Genomic DNA, 21,469 nt, shown 5'->3' on the forward strand with positions numbered 1-21,469 from the left:
TTGCGGGCGACCGCGACGACATCGCGTCGGAACTCTTCGGGAAAGGCTTTGGGCATGATGAACATCCTTCCACCCGCAAGGATCAAATCCTCACAGGCAAAGTGTCAATCAAACCTTCAGCAGTCCCTTTTGTATCCATTGTGTACCTGCTATGAGAACGGCGGCTGTGGCTAGGGCGGCACGTATGGTGTTTGCCGTGGTCCATCGCCGTTGATATGCCGGCCAGAAGCTGACCCCTTCGCGTTCAAGCCGACGGTTAAGCGGAACGTTGACTCCTATGGTGACGATCGTGCTGGCAATAGATGCGCTAGCAAGGACTAGATCGCCGACGGCGCCACGTGACGCCGCGGACATGGCAAGTCCGAGGGCGGAGACGGAGGCTGAGCCGAAGATCAGGATGAACGGTCCACGTTCAGCCGCGCGGTTTATCGTGATCATTGTGTTCGACGCGCCTTGGTCATCGATTCGGTGCAATGCTGGCATCACCATTACAGAAAAGGCCGTATAGACGCCTCCGACGAGCCCGGCTCCCACCACTGCGGCGGCCTGGATCATGACCACACCCCGGACATAGCCGTCGCCCTTGCGTACGCGCTAAACGATGACGCCGGTCGGCCCAGCATGTTTTCGACGCCGACGGTGAGCGACGCGTTGCGTCCATCGAGAATCTCCGTGAAGAGATGCGCGAGCGGTTCAGCTTCATCCGCCGGTACACCGTCCTGGGCGAGGTCAGCTATAAAAGTAGGGACGTCAACACTGAGGTAAGTGACCTGCCGCTTACACGCGTCGGTGAGAATGGCGGCGGTTTGAGCAAAGGTCAACAGCTCCGGGCCGGATAGCTCATAGGTGGCATCCTCAGGAATTGTGCAGGTGAGGGCCTGAACTGCGGCGTCGGCGACATCGTCCAGATCGACAAACGCCTCGGGTACGTCAGGTGCTGGCAGCTGCAGGAGGCCCCTCCGGACCGGGCCGGTGAGAAAGTGCTCGGAGAAATTCTGTTGAAACCAGGAACAGCGCAGAACTGTTGTCGGTACCCCGCCTTCGCGCAGAGCCGATTCGCTCATCCTGGCTCCTTCTTCGCCGCGGCCGGAGAGCAAAACAAGCCGTTCAAGACCTGCTGCTGCCGCAAGTCGCCCGAAATCCCTCATTTTCTCGGGGACGCCGGGGAACGCTAGATCGGGTGTGAAACACACATAGGCGGCAGTGGTTCCGTGAACGGCACCCGACCAGGTGTCTGGTTGATCCCAGTCGAACCCAGTGCGGCGTGAGGCCAACCGTGTTGGAACTCCATTGGTGGAAAGTCGGCGATGAATACGTGCCCCGGTGCGCCCGGCACCTCCGAGAATAAGGATTGTCATACCCCCAGTGAACCGCCATCTGGCTGGACGAAGAATGGCCTAGGCTCGCAAATATCTTCGCGATCGTCTAGCGTCCCGAGTATGGACCCTTTGACGCACTTCCTCGATGGGCCCCGCGCCGCAAGGGCTTTCGCGCTTTCTATGCAGATGACCGCACCCTGGGGCATCACGGTTCGAGACAACGCCGCACTAACTGTTCTCGCTGTGACCTCGGGGCAAGCCGTAGTTGATGGCGCGCTGCTTACGGAAGGTGACGTTGCCCTGATCCGCGGCCCTGAACAGTATGAGGTGACCGACACAGCGGCCAGCACACCGACGATAGACATTGGTCCCGGTCAGCAGTGCACCACCGTCGACGGACACGATCTCCGCGAGGATTTCCGTCACGGCGTCCGACGATGGGGAAACGCAGAGGACGGTGAAACAACCCTCCTCGTGGGAACGTATGCACGCCGCGATGAAGCCGGCGGTCTCGTCGCCCGCGCCCTCCCCCGGCTCGCTGTTGTCCCGCGTGAGCAAGCCGATCACACGCTTGTCGACCTGCTCGTCCGTGAAATTTCACAGGACAACCCAGCCGCCCAAGTCGTCATTGATCGCCTCCTAGACGTTCTCGTCATAACCACCATCCGCCGCTGGATCGAAAGCTCCGAGCGTTCAACCGCACCAACTTGGCTGACGACCACCGATCCCATGGTCATTGATGCACTGGAACTGCTCCACGCCGCCCCCGAGGCTCCCTGGACCGTGGAAAGCCTCGCCCGCCGCGTCAACACCTCACGGGCTTCTCTCGCCGCGCGCTTCCGAACAAGCGTCGGCGAGCCACCCATGGCCTACCTCACTCGTTGGCGCTTTACCCTCGCGAGTGACCTCCTGCAAACACCGGACACCACCGTCGCGCATGTCGCCCGCAGCGTCGGCTACAACAACGCCTTCTCCTTCAGCACAGCATTCAAAAGGCACCTGGGAATCACACCATCCGAGTTCCGCCATCATCGCCCACTCCTCTCGAACGGAATATCGGAACCAAACATGCACCCTACCCGGAGCGCCTTTATACCGATCGACTAATGGGGCGGAGTTAGCTTGCTAGGTGCTGGACGATGATGCCGTGGCCGTCGCTGAGCTTGATGTCGGCGAGAGCACCGTTAATCAGCGGCATCTGAGGGGGTTGGTGTCCGATGTCGAAGTCAAAAATGACCGGTATCTCGAGGTCTCCGAGTGCGCGGTCCAGGGCTTGTGCCTGGTTCAAGCCACTGGTTTCGGCCGCGCTACTGCGACCGATGAGGATGCCGGACGCATGACGGAACCAGCCTGCCAGACGTAAGGACCAAAGCATCCGGAGTACGGATGGCGCATCGGAGCCGGCCGACTCAAGATAAACAATCATGCCCTCCGGTGCGTGGCGCTGAGCGAATCCAGGAACGTCTCCAAACCGCGAGCCGGCTAGGAGGGAGACAGTCTCCAGACAGCCACCGATGAGTCGCCCTCGCATCCTAACTGGCCCACCATCCAGAGATCGCCACTGAGTAGGGGTTTCATAGGCGGAGTCGCGATCAAGAGGTTCATCGTTCCAATCAACCCAAGGGCGTGAGCGGCGGTGGGGAGCCGAATGCTGTATGAACGAATCGCCCTCCGTCACACCGGCGACTTCCGTCCAGCGTTGGAACTCCGTTGGTAACTCCCAGGGTTCATCCATCAAGTTCGCCCCGTGAAGCGTGGCTACTCCGGTGAGGATGGTGAGCGGCATCAGCAGGGTTGAGATGTCCGACCAGCCGACAAACCAGGTTCCTTCCTCGGCGATTGCATCCCAGTCGAGGTGTTCCACGAGCTCGATTGCGAGTTCTCCACCCCACGGCGGTAGCACTGCACCAGCAGCCCCTGCGAAAGCTGCTGCTAGATCTTCCGCCCGCTCCTGTGCCGTAGCAGGCATGAGGCCGCCGACAGTGGCGTGGGGACGCAAATGAGGGTCGAAGCCATCGCGCTTCAGCGCGTTGGTAGCGGAGTACAACCGCTCGTGCAGCTCCTTCGGGACACCCATGGATGGGGCGGGTATCTCAATTCGATCTCCGCTCTGAAGCGGCTTGGGGTCATGGATGGCAACCATCGCTCAAAGGTAGCAACCCGGGCCACGTCCTCATTCCTTTTAGCGGACCAAGAACTGACCGTGTTCGTAAACCGCTCCTTCTGCGTACACCCTCCACGGACGGCGGGCTGCGCGTTCATCCCGTGAATCCACCACAGCACCAGGAGCGGCATCTCCAGATAGCGCGGCAGGAGCGTCCGTAACGGATGGCTCAGCGTGAATGCATCGCGCTGCCGCGCATCCTGTAAGCGACTGCAGGTAGTAATGATTCACGCCGAAGCAATGAAAGCATCAGCGAATTCTGCTGCGGGCGGGATTTCTTCGATCACGTCGACCAGGATCTGACCGGGCGCCTCGACGATGAAGTGGCGTTGTCCGAAAGCCTCGTCTCGTAGCTCGAGCTTCATGGACACTCCGGCCTTCCGCAGTCGCGTGTACTCACTGGCCGCGTCATCCACCTCAATATTCAGGAGGACGCCATGGCAAGGAAGCCGGAAGCCTTCCGGGATGGTGGGGTGGGTGCAGTCAAGCACAGCAAGTTCGTGTGCTCCGTTACGGAGGCTGACATACCAGTCAGTGGTGAAAGCCACCTGGAAGCCGAAGTGGTTTGTGAAGAAGTCTGCTACGCCGGGCGGGTTCTCAACCTGTAGGACGGGATAGAAGCTTTTGATCGACATGAAGTCTCCTTACGTACAATGTGAATGTAAGGAACTATACGTACACACTGAACGTAAGGAAAGACTCCCATGCCCCGTGCTTCTGCGGTGGATGCCGCTTTCACTGCTGAGAAAGTTCTCAGCGCCGCTTCTCAGTGCTTCGCGGCTTACGGGTTCCATGCGACGTCGGTGGAGCAAATCGCGAGATCGGCAGGGGTGACCAGGGGGGCCGTTTACCACCATTTCGACGATAAGGTCGGCTTGTTGAGAGCGGTGGTGCGCGCCGGCCATAGACGCGTCGCCTCCCATATAGTCGACAATGCTGAAGTTGCTCGAGGGGACATTCTTGCGTTGCTGCGGGCAGGTTGCCATGCGTTCGTTGATGGCATTACGCAGGACGAAGCAGCCCGGGTCATTCTGGTTGATGGGCCGGCAGTACTTGGTTGGACCGAATGGCGTGCTCTTGATGCAGAGAACTCGATGCAGGAGCTCCACGAGGCCATCGCGCTTCTCGCTCCCGCTGCTGACGTCGAAGCTCTCACCCGGCTCCTATCGGGAGCTATGAATGAAGGCGTGCTGTGGCTGATCGAGCGTCCCGATGACCCTGATGCCCGCGCTGCTGTCCACCGAACTCTAGACCAGCTGGTCAACGCGGTTGGGAGACCATCTACCCGTCCGTAGACCGGTCCCTCACCGCAGCACCGCTCCGACACCCGACACCCGGCACCCGGCACCCGGCACCCAACAATCCCAGGACTCCCGAGTCGCATATACTCCGCCCGCATTGATTCGCGGTGAGGGTAGCTCAAACGCTACAGCTTTTGACCGGTGAACATCCCGACTGGCCCAGCCGCACTGCACCACAAAAAAGCCTGGCCGGCACACCACCATCAGCCACGGCCGCCCGGCGGGCGGACAAGAAGCCGAACTAGCGATGCGCCGGCCAGGCCGGCACGGGTTCAAACCGGGTCAGTTCCCTCCGGGCTGAAGCTCAACCTCAATCGGCGCGAAGTCGGCACCCTTGGTGTCTACGCCTTCTTCCTCCAGCTCGGCCAGCGCCTTCTCCACGTACTCGTTGGTCCAGGACGTGGCCGGCGGCTCCTCACTGATGATCGTTGCACCAGTTTCGTTCTTGGTGCCCAGCGCGATCTCAACCGTCTGTTCCCACGCAGCCTCATCGATCAGGCCGACGCCGTTCGTGGACGGCCAGATCAGCTTGGACGTTTCATTGGTCATCCACAGCTGGTGGCTCGTGCCCAGCGTGGACCCGGCCCCGGTCACGATCTCCGCCGCTTCCTCGGGGTTGTCCTTCGCATACGCCCAGCCTTTGATGGCGGCCTTGATGAAGGCAACCGTAGTTTTCTGGTACTCCTCGTCATCCTCGAGCCGCTGTGTGTCCGCCCAAATGGCGTCCTGGAGCATTGCGGTTCCCTCTTCGTTCCGGTCGATGACGGTGAGGTCCTCCGGCTGGTACAGCTCACCCGTATCGGGGTTCTCCGTCTCCAGCACCTGCGCGTATTCGTTGTAGGTCATGGCCTGCGCGGCGTCGATGTCCCCGGCGAGGAAACCGTTCATGTCAAAGGCCTGCTGGATCAGTTCAATGTCATCGATCTCCACGCCGGCCTGCTGCATTCCGGCGAATAGCTCCCATTCGTTGCCGTAGCCCCAGGAGCCGACCTTCTTTCCGGCCAGGTCCTCTGGACCGTCAATGCCCGAGTCCGCCATCGCGACCTGCAGGGTAGCGCTTCGTTCGAAGATCTGCGCCACGTTGGTGATGGCAGCGCCCTGCTCGATCGAGCCGAGAACCTTGGGCACCCAGGAGATAGCGTAGTCGGCGTCGCCCGAGGCCAGGACATCCTGCGGCACAATATCGGCACCGCCTTCCAGGATTTCGACGTCGAGGCCCTCCTCCTCGAAAAAGCCTTGGTCCAGGGCTGCGTAGTAGCCGGCAAACTGGGCCTGCGCGAACCACTGCAGCTGCAGCTTCACCGGGGTGAGTTCATCGGCAGCGGCCGAGCCATCCCCGGATTCCCCGCCGCAGCCTGCCAGCGCCAGGGCAGTGACGGCCAGCCCGGAGGCCAGGATGGTGAGCGGTTTCCTTCGTGTGTTCATTTGCTTCCCCTCATACGGGCGGTTAGTGCGGACGGAGTGGTGCGGTGAAACATCTATGGAGCGGCGCCCGGCTCAGGAGCCGCCGGTGTGCCGGGAAAAGTACTTCTCCAGCGCGGCCGTGACCGCGTAGAACAACAGTCCAAGCAGGACGGCGCCAAGCACGTAGGCCCAGGCCAGCGTGTAGTTGCTGCTCGACGCCGCTGAGGTCACCGACTTGCCCAGGCCACCTACCGGACCGCCGAAGTACTCGGCAATCAGTGCCGAGACGACGGCCAGCGACGACGCAATCCGCAGGCCGGTGAACATGTACGGCACTGCACTGGGCAGAGTGACGCTGCGGGTGATCTGCCACTTCCCGGCGGCATAGGAACGCATCAGGTCCCGGTGCACCGGCTTCACCTGCCGGAAACCGCGCAGCGAGTTGACGTAGACGGGGATGAAGACGGCGATTCCCGCCACGATCTGCCGGGTGGCCTGCTGGTCGGCACCGAACATTGTGTAGAGCACCGGAGCCAGCGCCACGATCGGAATGACGGAGAGCGCCACCACCAGCGGTGCCGCCAGCCGGTCCAGCACCGGCACAGCAGCTGCGGCCACAGCGGCTGCGACCCCCAGCAGGGCTCCAACCACCAGCCCGACGGCGGCGTTCACCCCGGTCACGACGGCGGCGCCCAGCACGTTCGCCAGGTTGCCGGCGAAGGCTTCGGCGATTGCCAGCGGTCCCGGAACGATGAACGGCTCAATCTGCAGCACCCAAACCGCGCCCTGCCACACCAGGAGTGCCGCTGCCCCCAGCAGCAGCGGCGCAGCGAGGTGGCGGCCAAGCCCGGACAGACGGCCGGGATCGATGCCGGCTGCTCCACGAGTTTCCGCCGGCGCACCCGCTGCCGGTGCGGCCGGCGGGTCCTGGACGATCCTGCTCATCGGGTTTCCGCTCCCCGGACCGCAGCAGGTTCGGCCCCGTGCAGCGCCTCACGCACTGTCCGGATCGCCTCGTAAAAAGAAGCCTCCTCGCGAAGTCCCGCACCGCGGGCGCCGGCTGAGCCCAGCGTGATGTCCACGATCTCCCGGATTTCACCCGGCCGTGGAGACATCACCACCACCCGGTCGGAGAGGAACACGGCCTCCGGAATTGAATGGGTGACAAAAACGACGGCGCAGCCCGTCTCCGCGCAGATGCGGACCAGTTCGTTCTGCATCTTTTCCCGCGTCATCTCATCCAGGGCTCCGAAAGGCTCATCCATCAGCAGCAGCTTGGGTGACTCAGCCAGCGACCGTGCGATGGCCACCCTCTGCTGCATACCGCCGGAGAGCTGGTCCGGGTAGTGCTCGCCGAAGTCGGAGAGGCCTACCATCTCCAGCAGTTCATCCGAGCGCGCCCGGCGGGCTGCCGGGGCGGCGCCGTGGGTCTGCAGAGGCAGCTCAATGTTGCCGCGCACGGTCCGCCAGGGCAGCAGCCCTGCCTGCTGGAAAGCGATGCCGTAATCCTGGTCCAGCCGGGCCTGCCGCGCACTCTTGCCGAACACGCTCAGCGTTCCGGAACTGGGTGCATCCAGATCCGCGATCAGCCTCATCAGGGTGCTTTTGCCACAGCCGGAGGGACCGATCAGGGAGACAAACTCACCGGCAGCTACGCTCAGGCTGACGTCCCGCAGTGCCTGCACCGGGCTGCGTCCGGCGCCAAAGATGCGGCCAACAGAGACCGCGTGAACCGCGGGGACCGGAACCGCTCCCCCGTCCGCCGTCGCCGTCCCGCCCATTGAATCCGTAGTGCTGTTCATGCTGCCTGCTCTCCTCTGCGGTAGCGGCGCAGCAGTGCGCCGATCAAAGCAACGAATCCCACCGCGGCCAGGCCCAGCACCACGGCGCCGAAGATTGGCGCCCAGGGCTTGCCCGGGTCACCTCCCGCGGCGGCGGCGAATTCGACGATCATGCGGCCAATACCGCCGCGGAGCCCGATTGAAACCTCCGCCACCACTGCCCCGATCACCGCGTTGGCGGCCGCGAGCCGCAGTGCAGGGAGCAGGTACGGCACGCTCGCCGGGAGCCTGAGCCGCAGGAAGGTCTGCCACCAGCCAAGGGCATAGGTGCGCATGAGGTCCTCGTGTGCCTTCTCCGGGGCGTTGAAGCCGCGCAGCGCACCAATGGCCACCGGAAAGAACGCCAGGTAAGCGGAGATGACGGCCACGGACATCCAGTTCTCCCACGTGAACGGGCCAAACTCGAGCTGTGACCCCCACCGGCGGACCAGCGGAGCGATCGCGATCAGCGGCACGGTCTGGCTCAGGATGATCCAGGGCAGCATCGCCGAGTTGGCGCTGCGGAAGCGCTGCATCAGCATGGCAAGCCCGAGCCCCACCACAACGCCCAGCAGCCAGCCGGCACCGGCGATGCCGAGGGTAAAACCGGCCGCCTGCAGCACGGCCACCCACATGGGTCCGGCGCCCGAGGCCGAGGATTCAGGTGCCAGGAGCCGCTCAAGCATGGTCCAGGAATGGGGCATGGCCAGGTCCGTGGTCCGGGGCAGCAGCGGCATGCCGCCGACGCTAACCCCGGACGCCGGGCCAACAGCTTTGTACCCCTCCCAGAGAAGGACCGGCAGCAGCACCCCGCCAATCCCCCACGCGATCGCGGAGGGGCGCCACCGCCGTCGTACTTCCGTTTTCATGCCTTCGCAGCCACCTGGTCCCGCAGGGCAGGAATCACCGTCTCCCCGTAGACGCGCAGGGTTTCCTCCTTGTTGTCGTGCTGGAGGTAACCGGCAAACTGCGTGACGCCGAGGGCTTTGAGCTTTTCGAGCTTTTCCATGTGCTCTTCGGCGGTGCCCAGGATGCAGAACCGGTCCACGATTTCATCCGGCACAAAGTCGGCATGGGTGTTCCCGGCACGGCCGTGCTCGTTGTAGTCGTAGCCCTGGCGCCCTGCAATGTAGTCGGTCAGCGCCTGCGGCACGGAGGAATCGGACCCGTATTTGGACACGATATCCGCCACGTGGTTGCCCACCATGCCGCCGAACCAGCGGCACTGGTTGCGCATGTGTTCCCGGTTGGTGCCGATGTACATCGGCGCTGCGACGCAGAATTCGATGCTGTCCGGGTCCCGGCCGGCGTCGGCCGCGGCCTGCCGGACAGTACGAATCATCCACTCGGCAATGTCCACGTCCGCCAGCTGGAGGATGAACCCATCCCCCACCTCCCCGGTGAGCTTCAGTGCCAGCGGACCGTAGGCCGCCACCCAGACCTCCAGTTCCGAGCCCTTGCTCCACGGGAACTGCAGGGTGGCGCCGTTGTATTCAACCGGCCGGGAGTTGGCCAGTTCCCGGATCACATGGATTGCCTGGCGAAGCGTCTTCAGCGTGGTGGGAGCCCCGTTGGTGACCCGCACCGCGGAGTCTCCCCTGCCGATCCCGCAGACGGTCCGGTTGCCGTACATCTGGTTCAGCGTGGCGTAGGTCGACGCCGTCAAGGTCCAGTCCCGGGTGGCGGGGTTGGTGACCATCGGCCCCACCTTGATGGACCGGGTTTCGGCCAGGATCTGGCTGTAGATCACGTATGGCTCCTGCCAGAGCAGGTGTGAATCGAAGGTCCACACGTAGTCAAACCCGTGTTCCTCCGCTTTCTTGGCAAGCGCCACCGTCCGCTGGGCGGGAGGATTGCACTGCAGTACCGCACCGAATTCCATGTTTCCCCCTAGACCAGGTACTGGCTGGTTGCGCGGCGGACATACTGCCCGTGGCCCTTGCTGCCCAGGTACTCGTTGTTGTTGACGACCACCCGGCCGCGGGACATCACCGTGTCCACGTGCCCTTCGATCTCGTAGCCCTCCCACGCCGAGTAGTCCATGTTCATGTGGTGGGTTTTCTCCAGCCCGATCGAGGTGTGCCCGTTCGGGTCGTAAATAACGACGTCGGCGTCTGCTCCCGGGGCAATCACGCCCTTGGTGCCATACATGCCAAACATGCGCGCCGGCGTCGTGCTGGTGATCTCCACCCAGCGCTCCAGGCTGATTTTTCCGTCCACGACGCCCTGGTACATCAGGTCCATGCGGTGTTCCACCGAGCCGATGCCGTTGGGAATCTTCGAGAAGTCCCCCACCCCCATGTCCTTCTGTCCCTTCATGCAGAACGGGCAGTGGTCAGTGGCGACCATCTGGATATCGTTGGTGCGCAGCGACTGCCACATGTGGTCCTGGTGGTGCTCGTGCTTGGACCGCAGCGGCGTGGAGCAGACCCATTTGGCGCCCTCGAACCCTTCCGCACCAAGCTGGTCCTCGAGCGAGAGGTAGAGGTACTGCGGGCAGGTTTCACCGAAGACGTTCTGCCCGTTGTCCCGGGCTGCCGCGAGCTGCTCAACTGCCTGTTTTGCGGAAACGTGGACGACGTAGAGCGGTGCTCCGGTCAGGTTGGCCAGCATGATGGCCCGGTGGGTGGCTTCCTCCTCCATCTGCCAGGCGCGTGCAACGCCGTGGTAGTAGGGGTCGGTTTTGCCCTGGGCCAGAAGTTCGGTGACCATCGCGTCAATCGCAGGACCGTTTTCGGCGTGCATCATGGTCATCAGTCCGGTCTCGGCGCCGACCCGCATGGCTTTGTAGATCTGCGCGTCGTCGCTGTAAAAGACGCCCGGGTATGCCATAAAGAGCTTGTAGCTGGAGACTCCTTCGTCCGGGAGGGTTTCCATCGCCTTGAGCGAGTCGTCGTTGACGTCGCCGATGATCTGATGGAAGCCGTAGTCGACGGCGCATTGTCCTGCGGCTTTTTCATGCCAGGCTGCCAGGCCATCCATGACCCGTTCGCCGTAGCGCTGGATGGCGAAGTCAACAATGGTGGTGGTTCCGCCCCAGGCTGCTGCACGGGTTCCGGTCTCGAAGGTGTCGGAGGCTTCGGTGCCGCCGAAGGGCATCTGCATATGGGTGTGCGCGTCGATTCCGCCGGGAATCACGTACTTGCCGGTGGCGTCCAGGACAGTGTCCACGGAACCTGCCAGGTCGTGTCCCAGCAGGGTGGATCCGGGTGCCAGGACCGCGGCGATTTTCACTCCGTCCACCAGGACATCCGCAGCGCTGCGGCCGGTGGCGGTGACGACGGTGCCACCGGAGATCAGTGTTGTTGCCATAAAGCGTTTCCTTGCCTTCCTCTGTGCTGTCCGGGCTTACGGTGCGGTGATGGGGTCGTAGGCATCCGGACGGCGGTCCCGGTAGAACTGCCAGTTGTTCCTTGCGGTGCGGACCAGTTCCATATCGAGGTCGCGGATCATCAGTTCTTCCCCGTCCCGAGCGCCCACCTCACCGACGTAGTTGCCCTGCGGGTCGGCGATGTAAGAGGTGCCGTAGAAGTCCACTGCCTCCTCGCCGAATTCGTTGGTTTCCTCCCCTACCCGGTTCGGGACCACCACAAAGTAGCCGTTGGCCGCCGCGGCAGTCGGCTGTTCAAGTTCCCAGAGACGGTTGGAGAGTCCTGGCTTGGAAGCATTCGGGTTGAAGACCAGCTGGGCGCCGTTCAGTCCCAGCACCCGCCAGCCTTCGGGGAAATGCCGGTCGTAGCAGATAGTGACGCCGACTTTTCCGACGGCGGTGTCGAAAACCGGCCAGCCGAGGTTTCCCGGACGGAAATAGAACTTTTCCCAGAACTTCTCCACGTGGGGTAGGTGGTTCTTCCGGTATTTGCCCAGATACGTTCCGTCCGCGTCGATCACGGCTGCGGTGTTGTAGTAGACACCGGGCTGCTCCTCCTCGTAGACGGGAAGGATAATCACCATGTTGTGCTCGGCTGCCAGTTTGGAAAACCGTTCCGTCAGCGGCCCCGGGACTGCCTGCGCGTATTCGTAATACTTGCTGTCCTGGACAATTCCGAAGTACGGGCCGTGGAAGAGTTCCTGGAAGCAGATGACCTGCGCACCTTCCGCTGCCGCCCGGCGGACGAAGTCCTCATGCTTGGCAACCATGGACTCTTCATCCCCGGTCCAGGTGGTTTGGGTCAGTGCGGTTCGAACGATCGTCAAAACATCCTCCACATTCCGGCGGCTCAGCCGCCCGTTTCGCAAAAGGCCGCGAGGGCTTTTCACCATCTTTTGGGCTAAACATTTCTCCTGCGTTTCGGAGGCATTAAAGCTGCGGTGCAGCCCGGTTCTCCGTGCCCGCCATCCTTGGCTACGCGGACGAGTTCTGCAAGAGTGTAGAAATCGCCGCCGGTGCGCTTTCATCCCGGCAGGCGGGCAACCGATTTCCGGCCGGATTGGCCGGGGCTCAGCAGGCCTTGATTTGGGCCCAGCCGCACCTCTTCCGCGGGCACGGCAGCCCAGCGGAACCACCGCCCGGATCACTTCCACCTGCGAGGTTTTATGATTCCCCCGTCTGATGTCCCACCCGGTTTCCTGCGCCCTGCCGCGTTGGCCGCACTCACCGTACTGGCGCTTACCGGCTGCGCCGGCCCGCCCGCAGATTCAGCGCAGGCTCAGCGCCCGGAAACTCCGGATTCCTCCCTCAATGCCGGGTTCCCGCTGGAACTGGATAACTGTGGAACCGCCGTCTCCCTGGATGCCCCGCCGGAACGGGTGGTCACCATAAAGTCCACCTCCACCGAGCTGCTCCTGGCCCTGGGCCTGGGCGAGAAGATCGTAGGCACTGCCTTCGCTGACGGTCCGGTGCCCGAAGCGTGGGCAGACGCCCACGTTCCCCCGGTCCTTGCAGAGAAGGTGCCTTCCCATGAAGCTGTCCTGGGCCTCGCCCCGGACCTGGTTTTTGCCGGCTGGGAATCTAACTTCTCAGCCGACGGCGCTGGGGAACGCGCCCAGCTCGATGAACTGGGCGTAGCCAGCTACGTCTCCCCCGCCGCCTGCCAGGGAGACGGATACCGGCCCAGCCCGCTGACTTTCGACGACGTCTTCGCCGCCATCGAGGAGGCCGGAGACCTGTTCGGAGCTCAGGAAGCAGCCGCTGACCTGGTTGAGGCACAGCGTGCGGAACTCGAGGGGCTCACGCCCTCGGACAAGGGACTAAGCGCCCTCTGGTACAGCTCCGGGTCCGACACCCCCTACGTAGGTGCGGGAAGCGGTGCACCGCAGCTGCTGATGGAATCCGCAGGCCTTGAAAACATTGCTGCCGGAATCGATGCGGGCTGGAGCCCCTACTCCTGGGAGGCCGTTGCCGAGGCGGACCCGGACGTCATTGTGCTCGTTGATTCTGCCTGGGGCAGCGCAGAGAAGAAGAAGTCCGTGCTCGAATCCCATCCCGTCATTTCCCGGCTCTCTGCCGTTCAGGAAGGGCGCTACCTGGTTGTGCCCTTCGCCGCATCGGAAGCGGGAGTCCGCAACGTTGAGACCGTACGTTCCCTGGCCGAGCAGCTGGCTGCCCTTGACTGAGACCATCGCCCGCCCCGGCGCACCCGCCGTCGAACAGCCCGCCCGGAGACCACGCTCCCGCCGTCCCTGGCTGGTCGGCGCGGCCCTCTGCCTGGGGCTTGCCGGTGCCGGGCTCTGGGCACTGACCGTCGGACCTGCCGGGCTCGGGGTGCGGGATGCATGGCTGGCGCTGACTGCTCCGGGCAGCGGATCGCTGACGCCGCTGCAGGAGGCGATTGTCCGGGACCTGAGGCTGCCCCGGGTCCTGACGGCCGCGGCCGTTGGCGCGGGACTTGCCCTGAGCGGGGCCGTGATCCAGGCACTGACCCGCAATCCGCTGGCAGACCCGTACCTGCTGGGGCTAAGTTCCGGGGCCAGCCTGGGAGCTGTTTCGGTGCTGCTGCTGGGCGCCGCCGTCGTCCTTCCCGTTGCGGCGTTCGCCGGAGCCATGCTGGCGATGGCCGCCACGCTGACCCTCGCCGGCGCGTTGGGCTCCATCACTCCAACCCGCACCGTCCTAGCCGGACTGGCGGTCTCTTCGCTGGCTGCAGCCGCGGCGTCGTTTGTAGTGTTCTGGACAGCGCAGGGCGACTCCTACCGCGAAGTGCTCGGCTGGCTGATGGGATCCCTTGCCGGAGCCACCTGGTCCAGTACGGCGATCGCCCTTCCGGCACTCGCCGTCGTCGGGATTCCGCTGATGTTCTGCGGCCGGCTCCTGGACGCTTTCTCCTTCGGTGACACCGCTGCCTCGGCGCTTGGCGTGCCGGTGCCGGCCGTGCGGTGGACCCTGCTGGGGGCCACTGCCCTGCTGACCGGGGCGATGGTGTCCGTGAGCGGGTCCATTGGGTTTGTGGGCCTGGTCCTGCCGCACGCCGTGCGGATGCTGGCCGGAGCGTCCCACCGTTCCCTGCTCCCGCTTTCCGCCCTTGCCGGTGCCCTGTTCCTCGTGCTGGCAGACACCGCGGCCAGGACGGTATTCGATCCCCGGGAGATACCGGTGGGGATCGTGACGGCCCTGATCGGAGCCCCCTTCTTTATCCTGCTGCTGCTACGACGGCGGAGCGGGGCATGAGCGCCCGGACGCCGGGAACCGTCGTCACAGCCCGCCGGGACCTGTCAGCTGAGCGGGTGCGGGTGGTCCGGGGCGGCAGGGTACTGGTGGATGGGGTGGACTGCACCCTTGAACCCGGCACATTCACGGGACTGCTGGGCCCAAACGGTGCAGGAAAATCCACCCTGCTTCATCTGCTGGCCGGCATGCTTGGGCCCGATGGCGGAACGGTACGGTTCGGGGACCGGGCGCTTTCGGCAACGCGGTCGCGGGAGCGGGCACGCAGCATCGCACTCGTGGAGCAGTCCCTGCCTGCCGAGACCGGTCAGTCCGTCCGTGAAGTCGTGGCGCTTGGCCGAACCCCGCACCGCGGCCTGCTCGCCGGAGACAGCCCGGAAGATTTGGACGTGGTGGAGCGCGCCCTGGTGGCGGCCGGCGTCGTCCATCTTGCAGACCGCGCCTATTCCACGCTTTCCGGCGGCGAACAGCAGCGCGCGCAGCTGGCGCGTGCCCTGGCCCAGGAACCCTCAGTGCTGCTGCTGGATGAACCCACCAATCATCTCGATGCGTCCGCCCAGCTGGAAACGCTGGAGCTGCTGGAGGGACTGGCTGCCCGCGGGACGGCCGTGGGGGCAGCGCTGCACGACATCAACCATGCGGCGGCCTCCTGTTCCCACCTGATCGTGCTTCTAAGGGGGAAGGTCGTAGCGTCCGGGCCGGTCCGGTCTGTGCTGACTCCGGAGTTGATCCGGCACGTCTACGGTGTGCAGGCTGTAATGCTCGAGCACCCTCTGACGGGACGGCCGCTGGTCGCGCTGGGCCGGTAGGCCCGTTTCGGGCGGACTTCCTGCAACTGCCCTTGTCCGCGCGGTGGGTTACAGTTTTCGATGTCCCGTCATTCAGCGGGGTGATCTAGGCTGGCCGGTTTTGACGTCACTGCTAACCGCGCCCACATTCTTGACAGGAAGACTAAATGGGGGAAAGTACGTTCTTCAGCGTGCGTCAAAGGTTTGCAGCTATTGCTGTTGCAGCTCTCGTCGGAAGCAGCGTGAGCGCCGTTCCTGCCTTCGCTACCAGCGAGGCTCTGCCGGAATCGTCCACGGAGGTGCGTGGATCAGAATCCACCGGCCCAGTAACGGACCGATTTATCATCTCCTACCGCCACATGGCAGGCATCAGTTCCACGGACCGGGCGGAGGCGTACGAATCAGCGGCTGAAGAGCTGGGCGCCGATGCCACAGTTCTTTTCGAGACCGGGACCGGCGCCTCGGTTGTTACGGTGGACAAGGAGTTGACCGAAGTCGAGTCCCAGGCGCTCATGGCCTCCATTGCTGAGAACCCTGCGGTGGAAAACATTGAGCCGGATATCCTGCTCACGCCCGCATTCCTGCCGCCGAATGACGAGTATTACGAGTCGCAGTGGAATCTTTTTGACCCGGTGGGCGGGGCGAACGTGCCCAGCGTCTGGGACACCACCCGTGGCAAGGGCCAGGTTGTAGCTGTCATTGATTCAGGCATCACCAACCACTCAGACCTAGCCGGCCGGATCCTGCCCGGCTATGACCTCATGAGCGACCCGGACATGGCCCGCGACGGTGACGGCCGCGATCCCGGTCCCAGGGACGAAGGGGACTGGTCGGACGGATCCGCCTGCCCGGCCAGAGGGTCTAGCTGGCACGGAACGCATGTTGCAGGAACTGTGGCCGCCACTGCGAACAATGGACAAGGAATCAGCGGTGTCGCCCCGGAGGCCAAGATCGTCCCGGTCCGCGTGCTCGGTGACTGCGGAGGCTACCTGTCCGACATCTCCGACGCGATCATCTGGGCCGCGGGCGGTGAACTGCCCGGCATTCCGGTCAACGCGAACCCCGCCGGTGTACTGAACCTGAGCCTGGGCGGGGTTAGCACCTGTTCCTACGCCATGCAGTCAGCGGTTGACTTCGCCAACAGCCGCAACTCCGTTGTAGTCGTCTCCGCAGGCAACGACGGCGGACCTGCCGCGAACATGGTTCCCGCCAACTGCCAGGGCGTGATCGCGGTCGGGGCGACAGGTCCGGACGGACAGCGTGCCTACTACTCAAACCACGGGCCCGAGGTGGACATCATGGCTCCGGGCGGGAACATGAGTCTAGGCGATGAGGCCGGCATCCTCTCGACCCTCAACTTCGGGCAGACAAGCCCCACCCTGGAGTCCTACGCCTTCTATCAGGGCACCTCCATGGCCGCTCCGCATGTAGCGGGTGCGGCAGCCCTCATGCTTGCGGTTTCCCCGGGCATGACGCCCGCCCAGGTGGAAGCCCGCCTGACGGAAACCGCACGGGAGCTTCCCAACGGTTGTGAGCCCTACTGCGGGCCCAGGCTGCTCGACGTAACTGCCGCCGCCACAGACCCGTTGGAGGCGGCACCCATCCCCTCGATCAAGGGCACCGCCACCGTCGGGTCCACCCTCACCGCCACACCAGGCACCTGGGCCCCGGCACCGGTAAACCTCAGCTACCAGTGGCTGCGCGGCACCACCCCCATCAAGGGCGCCACTAAGAGCACCTACATCCTCACCGGCGCCGACGCCGGAGCCACCATCAGCGTCGAAGTCACCGGCACCAAACCCGGCTACGCCACCACCACCAAACGCTCCAACCCCACCTCCAAGGTGGCCAAACCCAAGCCGCCGTTCACGGATGTGCCTGCGAACGCACAGTTCTTCGACGAGATCTCCTGGATGGCATCGCGGGGCATCTCCACCGGGTGGAAGGAAGCGAACGGGACCCGGACGTACCGGCCGCTGCAACCCGTCAACCGCGACGCCATGGCCGCATTTATGTACCGTCTGGCCGGGAGCCCGAACTACACTCCCCCGAAGAAGTCACCGTTCTCGGACGTCACCCCGAGCACGCAGTTCTATAAGGAGATCGCCTGGTTGGCTTCGGAAGGCATATCCACCGGATGGGTTCAGGCCAATGGTTCCCGGACGTACCGGCCGCTGCAACCCGTCAACCGCGACGCCATGGCCGCGTTTATGTACCGTTTTGCGGATTCGCCCAGTTACACGGCACCAGGCAAATCGCCGTTCACGGACGTCGCCAGGAACAACCAGTTCTACAAGGAGATTGCCTGGCTGGCATCAACCGGCATCTCCACGGGCTGGAAGGAAGCCAACGGCAAAGCGGCGTTCCGCCCCGTAACGCCGATTAAGCGGGACGCGATGGCGGCCTTTATGTACCGGTTCGATGCCCGCTTCGGGAACTAACAGGTAATCGGATTCAAGAAAAAGGCCTCCCGGAAGCCTGCTGCGCCAGCAGGCTTCCGGGAGGCCTTTCCGTTTGGTCGCCGTTCCGCCGGTGGCTGCGCTTTCCGTCGGCCCGGGCTTACCTCTGGGTTCCGGCGCTGCGTGCTCGACGGCGCGCCTCGGCCGCCGCAGCGGCATAGCCCGCCGCGTAGCCGTCCTCGTAGCCGGCCGCGTGACCGTCGTCGTACCCGGCGTTGTAACCGTTCCTTGTGCCCGACCGCCGGCCGTCTTCATACGCCTCAGCAGTACCCAGGCGGAACATGTCTTCATCGGCAGGACGCAGCAGAGCTCGTGCACCCGGATCCTTGTCCAGACCGCCGACATTCACGAGCATGTCCATCCCGCGGACCAGCGCAACCGGAACGCCGGCGGTCTTGCCCTTGACCAGGTCCGCTGCCGCGGCGATCTCGTCGGCTACGGCTGTGACCGTGGCGCTCATCGGGCGGCCCGAGGCGTCCGGCTGGCCACGCAGGTCCAGCAGGACACTGATGCCGGCAGTGCCTATGGCAGCGTCTGTCTGTCCCTGGCGCCACGGCCGGCCAAGTGTATCGGTGATGATCACTCCGATGTCCACGCCGAAGTCCCGCTTCAAACCGCGGCACAACTTTCGGGCTGAAGCATCCGGGTCTTCCGGAAGCAGCAGGACCGTTCCGTCAGCTGTATTGCTGGCATCCACACCTGCAGCAGCCGCGACTATGCCGAGCCGGTTCTCCACGATTCGCGTTACTCCGCCGGCGTGAGGCCGGCTTGCCACCACGCGTACGGTCTCCGACTCCACCGCTTCATCCCTGGCCTCGGCAGAAACCGTCCGGCCCTCCGCTTTTGAAACAATCTTGGATGTGACGGTCAGGATGTCGCCGCTCCTGAGTTCCTTGCCGCAGGCGTCCCCGATCAGCTCCACCAGGTCGTCTCCGGCCCTGACCTCTTTGATCCCGCGGACGGGCGTAATCACCAGACGGCGCGCAGCGGGCAGTGCCTGCCCGGAGTCAACATCGGACCGCATGAGGTTATCCAGTGTCATCGGTGCAGCTCCGGCAGAACGGAGGTGCCAAAAACATCGATCCATTCCCGCTGGTTCCGCCCCACGTTGTGGAGGTAGACGCGGTCGAATCCGAGATCGAGGAACTTCTGGATGTAGGCACGGTGGACATCGGGATCCTCAGAGATCAGCAGCCTGCCTTCGAAGTCCTCAGGACGCACCAGCCGGGCCATCTGTTCCAGCTCGAAGGGCGACCGGATGTCAGCCTTGGGGAATTTCATTCCGCCGTTTGGCCATTCAGTCATGGCGTTGGCCAAGGCATCCTCGTAGGTTGGCGCCCAGCTCATATGCAGCTGCAGGACCTTCGGCATGTTGTCCGGGTCCTTCCCTGCCTCGCGGGCACCGGCGTCGAACCGTGCGAAAAGCCCTTCGATCTTTTCCAGTGGCGCGCCGACAGTGATCAACCCGTCCGCGTGCCTGCCCGCGCGTTTGGCAGTAACCGGTCCGGCCGTTGCCACCAGGATCTCGGGAGCAACCTCCGGCATGGTCCAGAGCCGGGTGGATTCCATCTTGTAGAAGGTGCCGCTGTGCCGCACGTCCTTCCCGGCCAGCGACGCGGCAAAGAGCTTGGAAATGATCTCGATGGCCTCGAACATGCGGTTGATCCGCTCGGGGGCTTCCGGCCAGTACTGGGCCGTGACGTGCTCGTTTAATGCCTCGCCTGAACCAAGACCCAGCCAGTGCCGGCCCGGGTACATGGCAGCCAGCGTCGCGGAGGCCTGCGCCACCATGGCTGGATGCCAGCGGAAGGTCGGCGCGGTCACGCCCGGACCGATGTCACCCTTGGTCCGCTCACCCAGCGCCGAGAGCACGTTCCAGACGAAGGCCGACTGGCCCTGCGCCGGAACCCACGGCTGGAAGTGGTCCGCTGCCATAACACCGGAGAAGCCGCGCTCCTCCGCGTACGCAGACAGGGCGACCGCTTCACTGGGATGGAACTGCTCGAGCATGGCCGCATAGCCGATCCGCAACGGGGTTTTCATGCAGCCACTATAGGCCAGCAGCATGCCCCAAACGGAGAACGGCGTGTTTCAGCCGTGCAACATTCAGCCGCGTGCGCTGACCTGCGGAAGCAGGTCCTCCGCCGGCGGCGTCCACACGGCAGGGTCAGCCTGGACCTGATCGCCGGAACGGATGTCCTTCACCTCGTGTGTGCCGTCTGCGGAGGTGAACCAGACAAAGGGGATGCCGCGGCGGTCCGCGTACTTGATCTGCTTGCCGAACTTCTCTGCCTTGGCAGCCACCTCGACGGCGATGCCGCGCCCGCGCAGGGCGGCGGCGACGTCCTGCGCGGCGGACCAGGAGTCATCGTCGGCAAGGGTCACCAGGACCGCGGTGGGAACCGAGCGGCTGGCTTCGGCGAACTCCTGGCTGAGGATCCGCATCACCAGGCGGGTGACGCCAATGGAGAGCCCGACGCCGGGGAAGGACCGGTTGCCCTTGGTCGCCAGCGAGTCGTAGCGGCCGCCGGAGCAGATTGAACCAAGCTGTTCGTGGCCCACCAGGACCGTTTCGTAGACCGTTCCGGTGTAGTAATCCAAGCCGCGGGCGATCGAGAGGTCCGCAATCACCTTGCCCGGTGCGCGGCGGGCTGCTTCGGCGATCACCTGTTCCAGCTCATCAAGCCCGGTGTCCAGCAGTTCGTTCGAAACGCCCAGGCTGCGGACCTGCTCCACGAAGGACACGTCATCGGTCCGGATGGAAGCAAGCTTCAATGCAAGGGATGCCTGTTCCGGTGTAGCGCCAAGTTCTTCCTCCAGTAGCTCAGCGACCCGGTCTGCACCGATTTTCTCCAGCTTGTCGATGCTGCGCAGCACTCCGGCCGTGTCTTCCAGCCCAATACCGCGGTAGAAACCTTCAGCGAGTTTGCGGTTGTTCACACGGATCCGGAAGTCAGGGATGGGCAGAGCGCCAAGAGCCTCGGCGATCACCAGCGCCAGCTCGACGTCGTACCGGAACGGCAGGTCGCCGTCGCCCACCACGTCAATATCCGCCTGGGTGAATTCGCGGGCACGGCCCTCCTGCGGCCGTTCCCCGCGCCACACCTTCTGGATCTGGTAACGCCGGAACGGGAAGGCAAGGTGTCCGGCGTTCTCCACGACGTACCGGGCGAACGGAACGGTGAGGTCAAAGTGCAGGGCCAGCTGATTCGGATCCTGTTTGCCGGATGCCTCGCCTTCTTCGGCCTGGAGGCGGCTCAGGGCATAGACTTCCTTGTCGATTTCCCCCTTGCGCAGCAGCTGTCCGACGGTCTCTACAGCCCGGGTCTCAATATTCGCGAAACCGTGCAGCTCAAAGGTGCGGCGCAGCACGTCCAGCACATGGAGTTCCACGAGGCGTTCCTGCGGCAGCCATTCGGGGAAACCGGACAGTGAGGCCTTGCGTGCCATGCGGGCAGACTCCTTCAGGATCAAGCGGCCGGCGCACGGCGCTGTGCAGCGCGCGGCGGGCCGAATACGGGGAAAACACACAGGATAAGTGCCTAAACTGTGTGCGGCACCCATTTTAGCCGCATCCGGCTTCCGGCCGTGCCGTCCGCAGTCCGGTGCC

Annotated in this window: 20 protein-coding genes; 6 read left to right on the forward strand and 14 right to left on the reverse strand. The window is 64.0% G+C overall.

Annotated features, from left to right (window positions below; translation table 11 throughout):
• Positions 1-108: 108 nt before the first annotated feature.
• Together FYJ28_RS17715 and FYJ28_RS17395 are read right to left on the reverse strand one after the other, a co-directional pair.
• Entirely contained in the window at positions 109-555 is a 447-nt protein-coding gene (locus tag FYJ28_RS17715) for a DUF1772 domain-containing protein (RefSeq protein WP_154579494.1), read from the reverse strand.
• The gene (locus FYJ28_RS17395) at positions 552-1,064 is read right to left on the reverse strand and encodes a hypothetical protein (protein WP_229780443.1); all 513 of its coding nucleotides are present in this window, start codon (positions 1,062-1,064) and stop codon (positions 552-554) included. Before FYJ28_RS17395 ends, FYJ28_RS17715 begins: the two co-directional genes overlap by 4 nt.
• Positions 1,065-1,439: 375 nt before the next feature.
• Here FYJ28_RS17395 and FYJ28_RS12365 point away from each other — a divergent pair, with 375 nt between their 5' ends.
• A complete protein-coding gene (locus FYJ28_RS12365; RefSeq protein ID WP_154579496.1) occupies positions 1,440-2,426 on the forward strand; it encodes an AraC family transcriptional regulator in 987 nt (328 codons plus the stop codon).
• Positions 2,427-2,436: 10 nt separating this feature from the next.
• Here FYJ28_RS12365 and FYJ28_RS12370 read toward each other — a convergent pair whose 3' ends face one another.
• Positions 2,437-3,462, reverse strand: a complete 1,026-nt coding sequence (locus FYJ28_RS12370; RefSeq protein ID WP_154579497.1) for a S66 family peptidase — start codon at positions 3,460-3,462, stop codon at positions 2,437-2,439.
• 248 nt (positions 3,463-3,710) lie between these two features.
• Positions 3,711-4,118 carry a VOC family protein gene (locus FYJ28_RS12375; protein ID WP_154579498.1) on the reverse strand — a complete coding sequence of 136 codons (408 nt, stop codon included), beginning with the start codon at positions 4,116-4,118 and terminating at the stop codon, positions 3,711-3,713.
• Between the two features lie 69 nt (positions 4,119-4,187).
• Here FYJ28_RS12375 and FYJ28_RS12380 point away from each other — a divergent pair, with 69 nt between their 5' ends.
• Entirely contained in the window at positions 4,188-4,778 is a 591-nt protein-coding gene (locus tag FYJ28_RS12380; RefSeq protein WP_154579499.1) for a TetR/AcrR family transcriptional regulator, read from the forward strand.
• Positions 4,779-5,066: 288 nt separating this feature from the next.
• Here the strand turns inward: FYJ28_RS12380 and FYJ28_RS12385 are convergent, their stop codons facing one another.
• From FYJ28_RS12385 to FYJ28_RS12415, 7 genes are all read right to left on the reverse strand, one after another.
• On the reverse strand, positions 5,067-6,209 hold the full coding sequence (locus FYJ28_RS12385; protein WP_154579500.1) for an ABC transporter substrate-binding protein: 1,143 nt from the start codon (positions 6,207-6,209) through the stop codon (positions 5,067-5,069).
• A 72-nt stretch (positions 6,210-6,281) separates the two neighbouring features.
• A complete protein-coding gene (locus FYJ28_RS12390) occupies positions 6,282-7,133 on the reverse strand; it encodes an ABC transporter permease (protein ID WP_154579501.1) in 852 nt (283 codons plus the stop codon).
• Positions 7,130-7,990, reverse strand: coding sequence for an ABC transporter ATP-binding protein (locus FYJ28_RS12395; protein WP_152227728.1), 861 nt, complete (start codon positions 7,988-7,990; stop codon positions 7,130-7,132). Before FYJ28_RS12395 ends, FYJ28_RS12390 begins: the two co-directional genes overlap by 4 nt.
• Positions 7,987-8,877 carry an ABC transporter permease gene (locus FYJ28_RS12400; protein WP_152227725.1) on the reverse strand — a complete coding sequence of 297 codons (891 nt, stop codon included), beginning with the start codon at positions 8,875-8,877 and terminating at the stop codon, positions 7,987-7,989. The genes FYJ28_RS12395 and FYJ28_RS12400 overlap by 4 nt, the downstream gene beginning before the upstream one ends.
• Positions 8,874-9,890, reverse strand: a complete 1,017-nt coding sequence (locus FYJ28_RS12405; RefSeq protein WP_154579502.1) for a TIGR03842 family LLM class F420-dependent oxidoreductase — start codon at positions 9,888-9,890, stop codon at positions 8,874-8,876. Before FYJ28_RS12405 ends, FYJ28_RS12400 begins: the two co-directional genes overlap by 4 nt.
• Positions 9,891-9,898: 8 nt before the next feature.
• Entirely contained in the window at positions 9,899-11,320 is a 1,422-nt protein-coding gene (hydA, locus tag FYJ28_RS12410; protein ID WP_154579503.1) for a dihydropyrimidinase, read from the reverse strand.
• Between the two features lie 36 nt (positions 11,321-11,356).
• The gene (locus FYJ28_RS12415; protein ID WP_154579504.1) at positions 11,357-12,205 is read right to left on the reverse strand and encodes a nitrilase-related carbon-nitrogen hydrolase; all 849 of its coding nucleotides are present in this window, start codon (positions 12,203-12,205) and stop codon (positions 11,357-11,359) included.
• A 387-nt stretch (positions 12,206-12,592) separates the two neighbouring features.
• Here FYJ28_RS12415 and FYJ28_RS12420 point away from each other — a divergent pair, with 387 nt between their 5' ends.
• The 4 genes from FYJ28_RS12420 to FYJ28_RS12435 all read left to right on the forward strand — a co-directional run bounded on the left by FYJ28_RS12420 (position 12,593) and on the right by FYJ28_RS12435 (position 17,841).
• Positions 12,593-13,564: a putative F420-0 ABC transporter substrate-binding protein gene (locus FYJ28_RS12420; protein ID WP_229780444.1), complete on the forward strand. Its 972-nt coding sequence runs from the start codon at positions 12,593-12,595 to the stop codon at positions 13,562-13,564.
• Positions 13,557-14,615 carry a putative F420-0 ABC transporter permease subunit gene (locus FYJ28_RS12425; RefSeq protein ID WP_154579506.1) on the forward strand — a complete coding sequence of 353 codons (1,059 nt, stop codon included), beginning with the start codon at positions 13,557-13,559 and terminating at the stop codon, positions 14,613-14,615. Before FYJ28_RS12420 ends, FYJ28_RS12425 begins: the two co-directional genes overlap by 8 nt.
• On the forward strand, positions 14,612-15,421 hold the full coding sequence (locus FYJ28_RS12430; protein WP_154579507.1) for an ABC transporter ATP-binding protein: 810 nt from the start codon (positions 14,612-14,614) through the stop codon (positions 15,419-15,421). Before FYJ28_RS12425 ends, FYJ28_RS12430 begins: the two co-directional genes overlap by 4 nt.
• A gap of 221 nt (positions 15,422-15,642) precedes the next feature.
• Positions 15,643-17,841, forward strand: coding sequence for a S8 family serine peptidase (locus tag FYJ28_RS12435; RefSeq protein WP_326831688.1), 2,199 nt, complete (start codon positions 15,643-15,645; stop codon positions 17,839-17,841).
• Between the two features lie 118 nt (positions 17,842-17,959).
• Here FYJ28_RS12435 and FYJ28_RS12440 read toward each other — a convergent pair whose 3' ends face one another.
• From FYJ28_RS12440 to hisS, 3 genes are all read right to left on the reverse strand, one after another.
• A complete protein-coding gene (locus FYJ28_RS12440) occupies positions 17,960-18,901 on the reverse strand; it encodes a coenzyme F420-0:L-glutamate ligase (protein WP_229780445.1) in 942 nt (313 codons plus the stop codon).
• Complete coding sequence (locus tag FYJ28_RS12445) at positions 18,898-19,902, reverse strand: TIGR03557 family F420-dependent LLM class oxidoreductase (protein WP_154579509.1); 1,005 nt, start codon at positions 19,900-19,902, stop codon at positions 18,898-18,900. Before FYJ28_RS12445 ends, FYJ28_RS12440 begins: the two co-directional genes overlap by 4 nt.
• Before the next feature lie 63 nt (positions 19,903-19,965).
• Positions 19,966-21,309 (reverse strand): histidine--tRNA ligase, encoded by a 1,344-nt coding sequence (gene hisS / locus FYJ28_RS12450; RefSeq protein ID WP_154579510.1) that lies wholly within the window; start codon positions 21,307-21,309, stop codon positions 19,966-19,968.
• Between the last annotated feature and the right edge of the window lie 160 nt (positions 21,310-21,469).

The sequence above is a fragment of the Arthrobacter sp. BL-252-APC-1A genome (genome assembly GCF_009696625.1).
Classification (GTDB): domain Bacteria; phylum Actinomycetota; class Actinomycetes; order Actinomycetales; family Micrococcaceae; genus Arthrobacter_B.

What these genes read in the sequence shown, in the direction of transcription:
- FYJ28_RS17715 (WP_154579494.1), bottom strand. Translation starts at nt 555, where the DNA reads ATGATCCAGGCCGCCGCAGTGGTGGGAGCCGGGCTCGTCGGAGGCGTC.
- FYJ28_RS17395 (WP_229780443.1), bottom strand. Translation starts at nt 1,064, where the DNA reads ATGAGCGAATCGGCTCTGCGCGAAGGCGGGGTACCGACAACAGTTCTG.
- FYJ28_RS12365 (WP_154579496.1), top strand. Translation starts at nt 1,440, where the DNA reads ATGGACCCTTTGACGCACTTCCTCGATGGGCCCCGCGCCGCAAGGGCT.
- FYJ28_RS12370 (WP_154579497.1), bottom strand. Translation starts at nt 3,462, where the DNA reads ATGGTTGCCATCCATGACCCCAAGCCGCTTCAGAGCGGAGATCGAATT.
- FYJ28_RS12375 (WP_154579498.1), bottom strand. Translation starts at nt 4,118, where the DNA reads ATGTCGATCAAAAGCTTCTATCCCGTCCTACAGGTTGAGAACCCGCCC.
- FYJ28_RS12380 (WP_154579499.1), top strand. Translation starts at nt 4,188, where the DNA reads ATGCCCCGTGCTTCTGCGGTGGATGCCGCTTTCACTGCTGAGAAAGTT.
- FYJ28_RS12385 (WP_154579500.1), bottom strand. Translation starts at nt 6,209, where the DNA reads ATGAACACACGAAGGAAACCGCTCACCATCCTGGCCTCCGGGCTGGCC.
- FYJ28_RS12390 (WP_154579501.1), bottom strand. Translation starts at nt 7,133, where the DNA reads ATGAGCAGGATCGTCCAGGACCCGCCGGCCGCACCGGCAGCGGGTGCG.
- FYJ28_RS12395 (WP_152227728.1), bottom strand. Translation starts at nt 7,990, where the DNA reads ATGAACAGCACTACGGATTCAATGGGCGGGACGGCGACGGCGGACGGG.
- FYJ28_RS12400 (WP_152227725.1), bottom strand. Translation starts at nt 8,877, where the DNA reads ATGAAAACGGAAGTACGACGGCGGTGGCGCCCCTCCGCGATCGCGTGG.
- FYJ28_RS12405 (WP_154579502.1), bottom strand. Translation starts at nt 9,890, where the DNA reads ATGGAATTCGGTGCGGTACTGCAGTGCAATCCTCCCGCCCAGCGGACG.
- hydA (WP_154579503.1), bottom strand. Translation starts at nt 11,320, where the DNA reads ATGGCAACAACACTGATCTCCGGTGGCACCGTCGTCACCGCCACCGGC.
- FYJ28_RS12430 (WP_154579507.1), top strand. Translation starts at nt 14,612, where the DNA reads ATGAGCGCCCGGACGCCGGGAACCGTCGTCACAGCCCGCCGGGACCTG.
- FYJ28_RS12440 (WP_229780445.1), bottom strand. Translation starts at nt 18,901, where the DNA reads ATGACACTGGATAACCTCATGCGGTCCGATGTTGACTCCGGGCAGGCA.
- FYJ28_RS12445 (WP_154579509.1), bottom strand. Translation starts at nt 19,902, where the DNA reads ATGAAAACCCCGTTGCGGATCGGCTATGCGGCCATGCTCGAGCAGTTC.
- hisS (WP_154579510.1), bottom strand. Translation starts at nt 21,309, where the DNA reads ATGGCACGCAAGGCCTCACTGTCCGGTTTCCCCGAATGGCTGCCGCAG.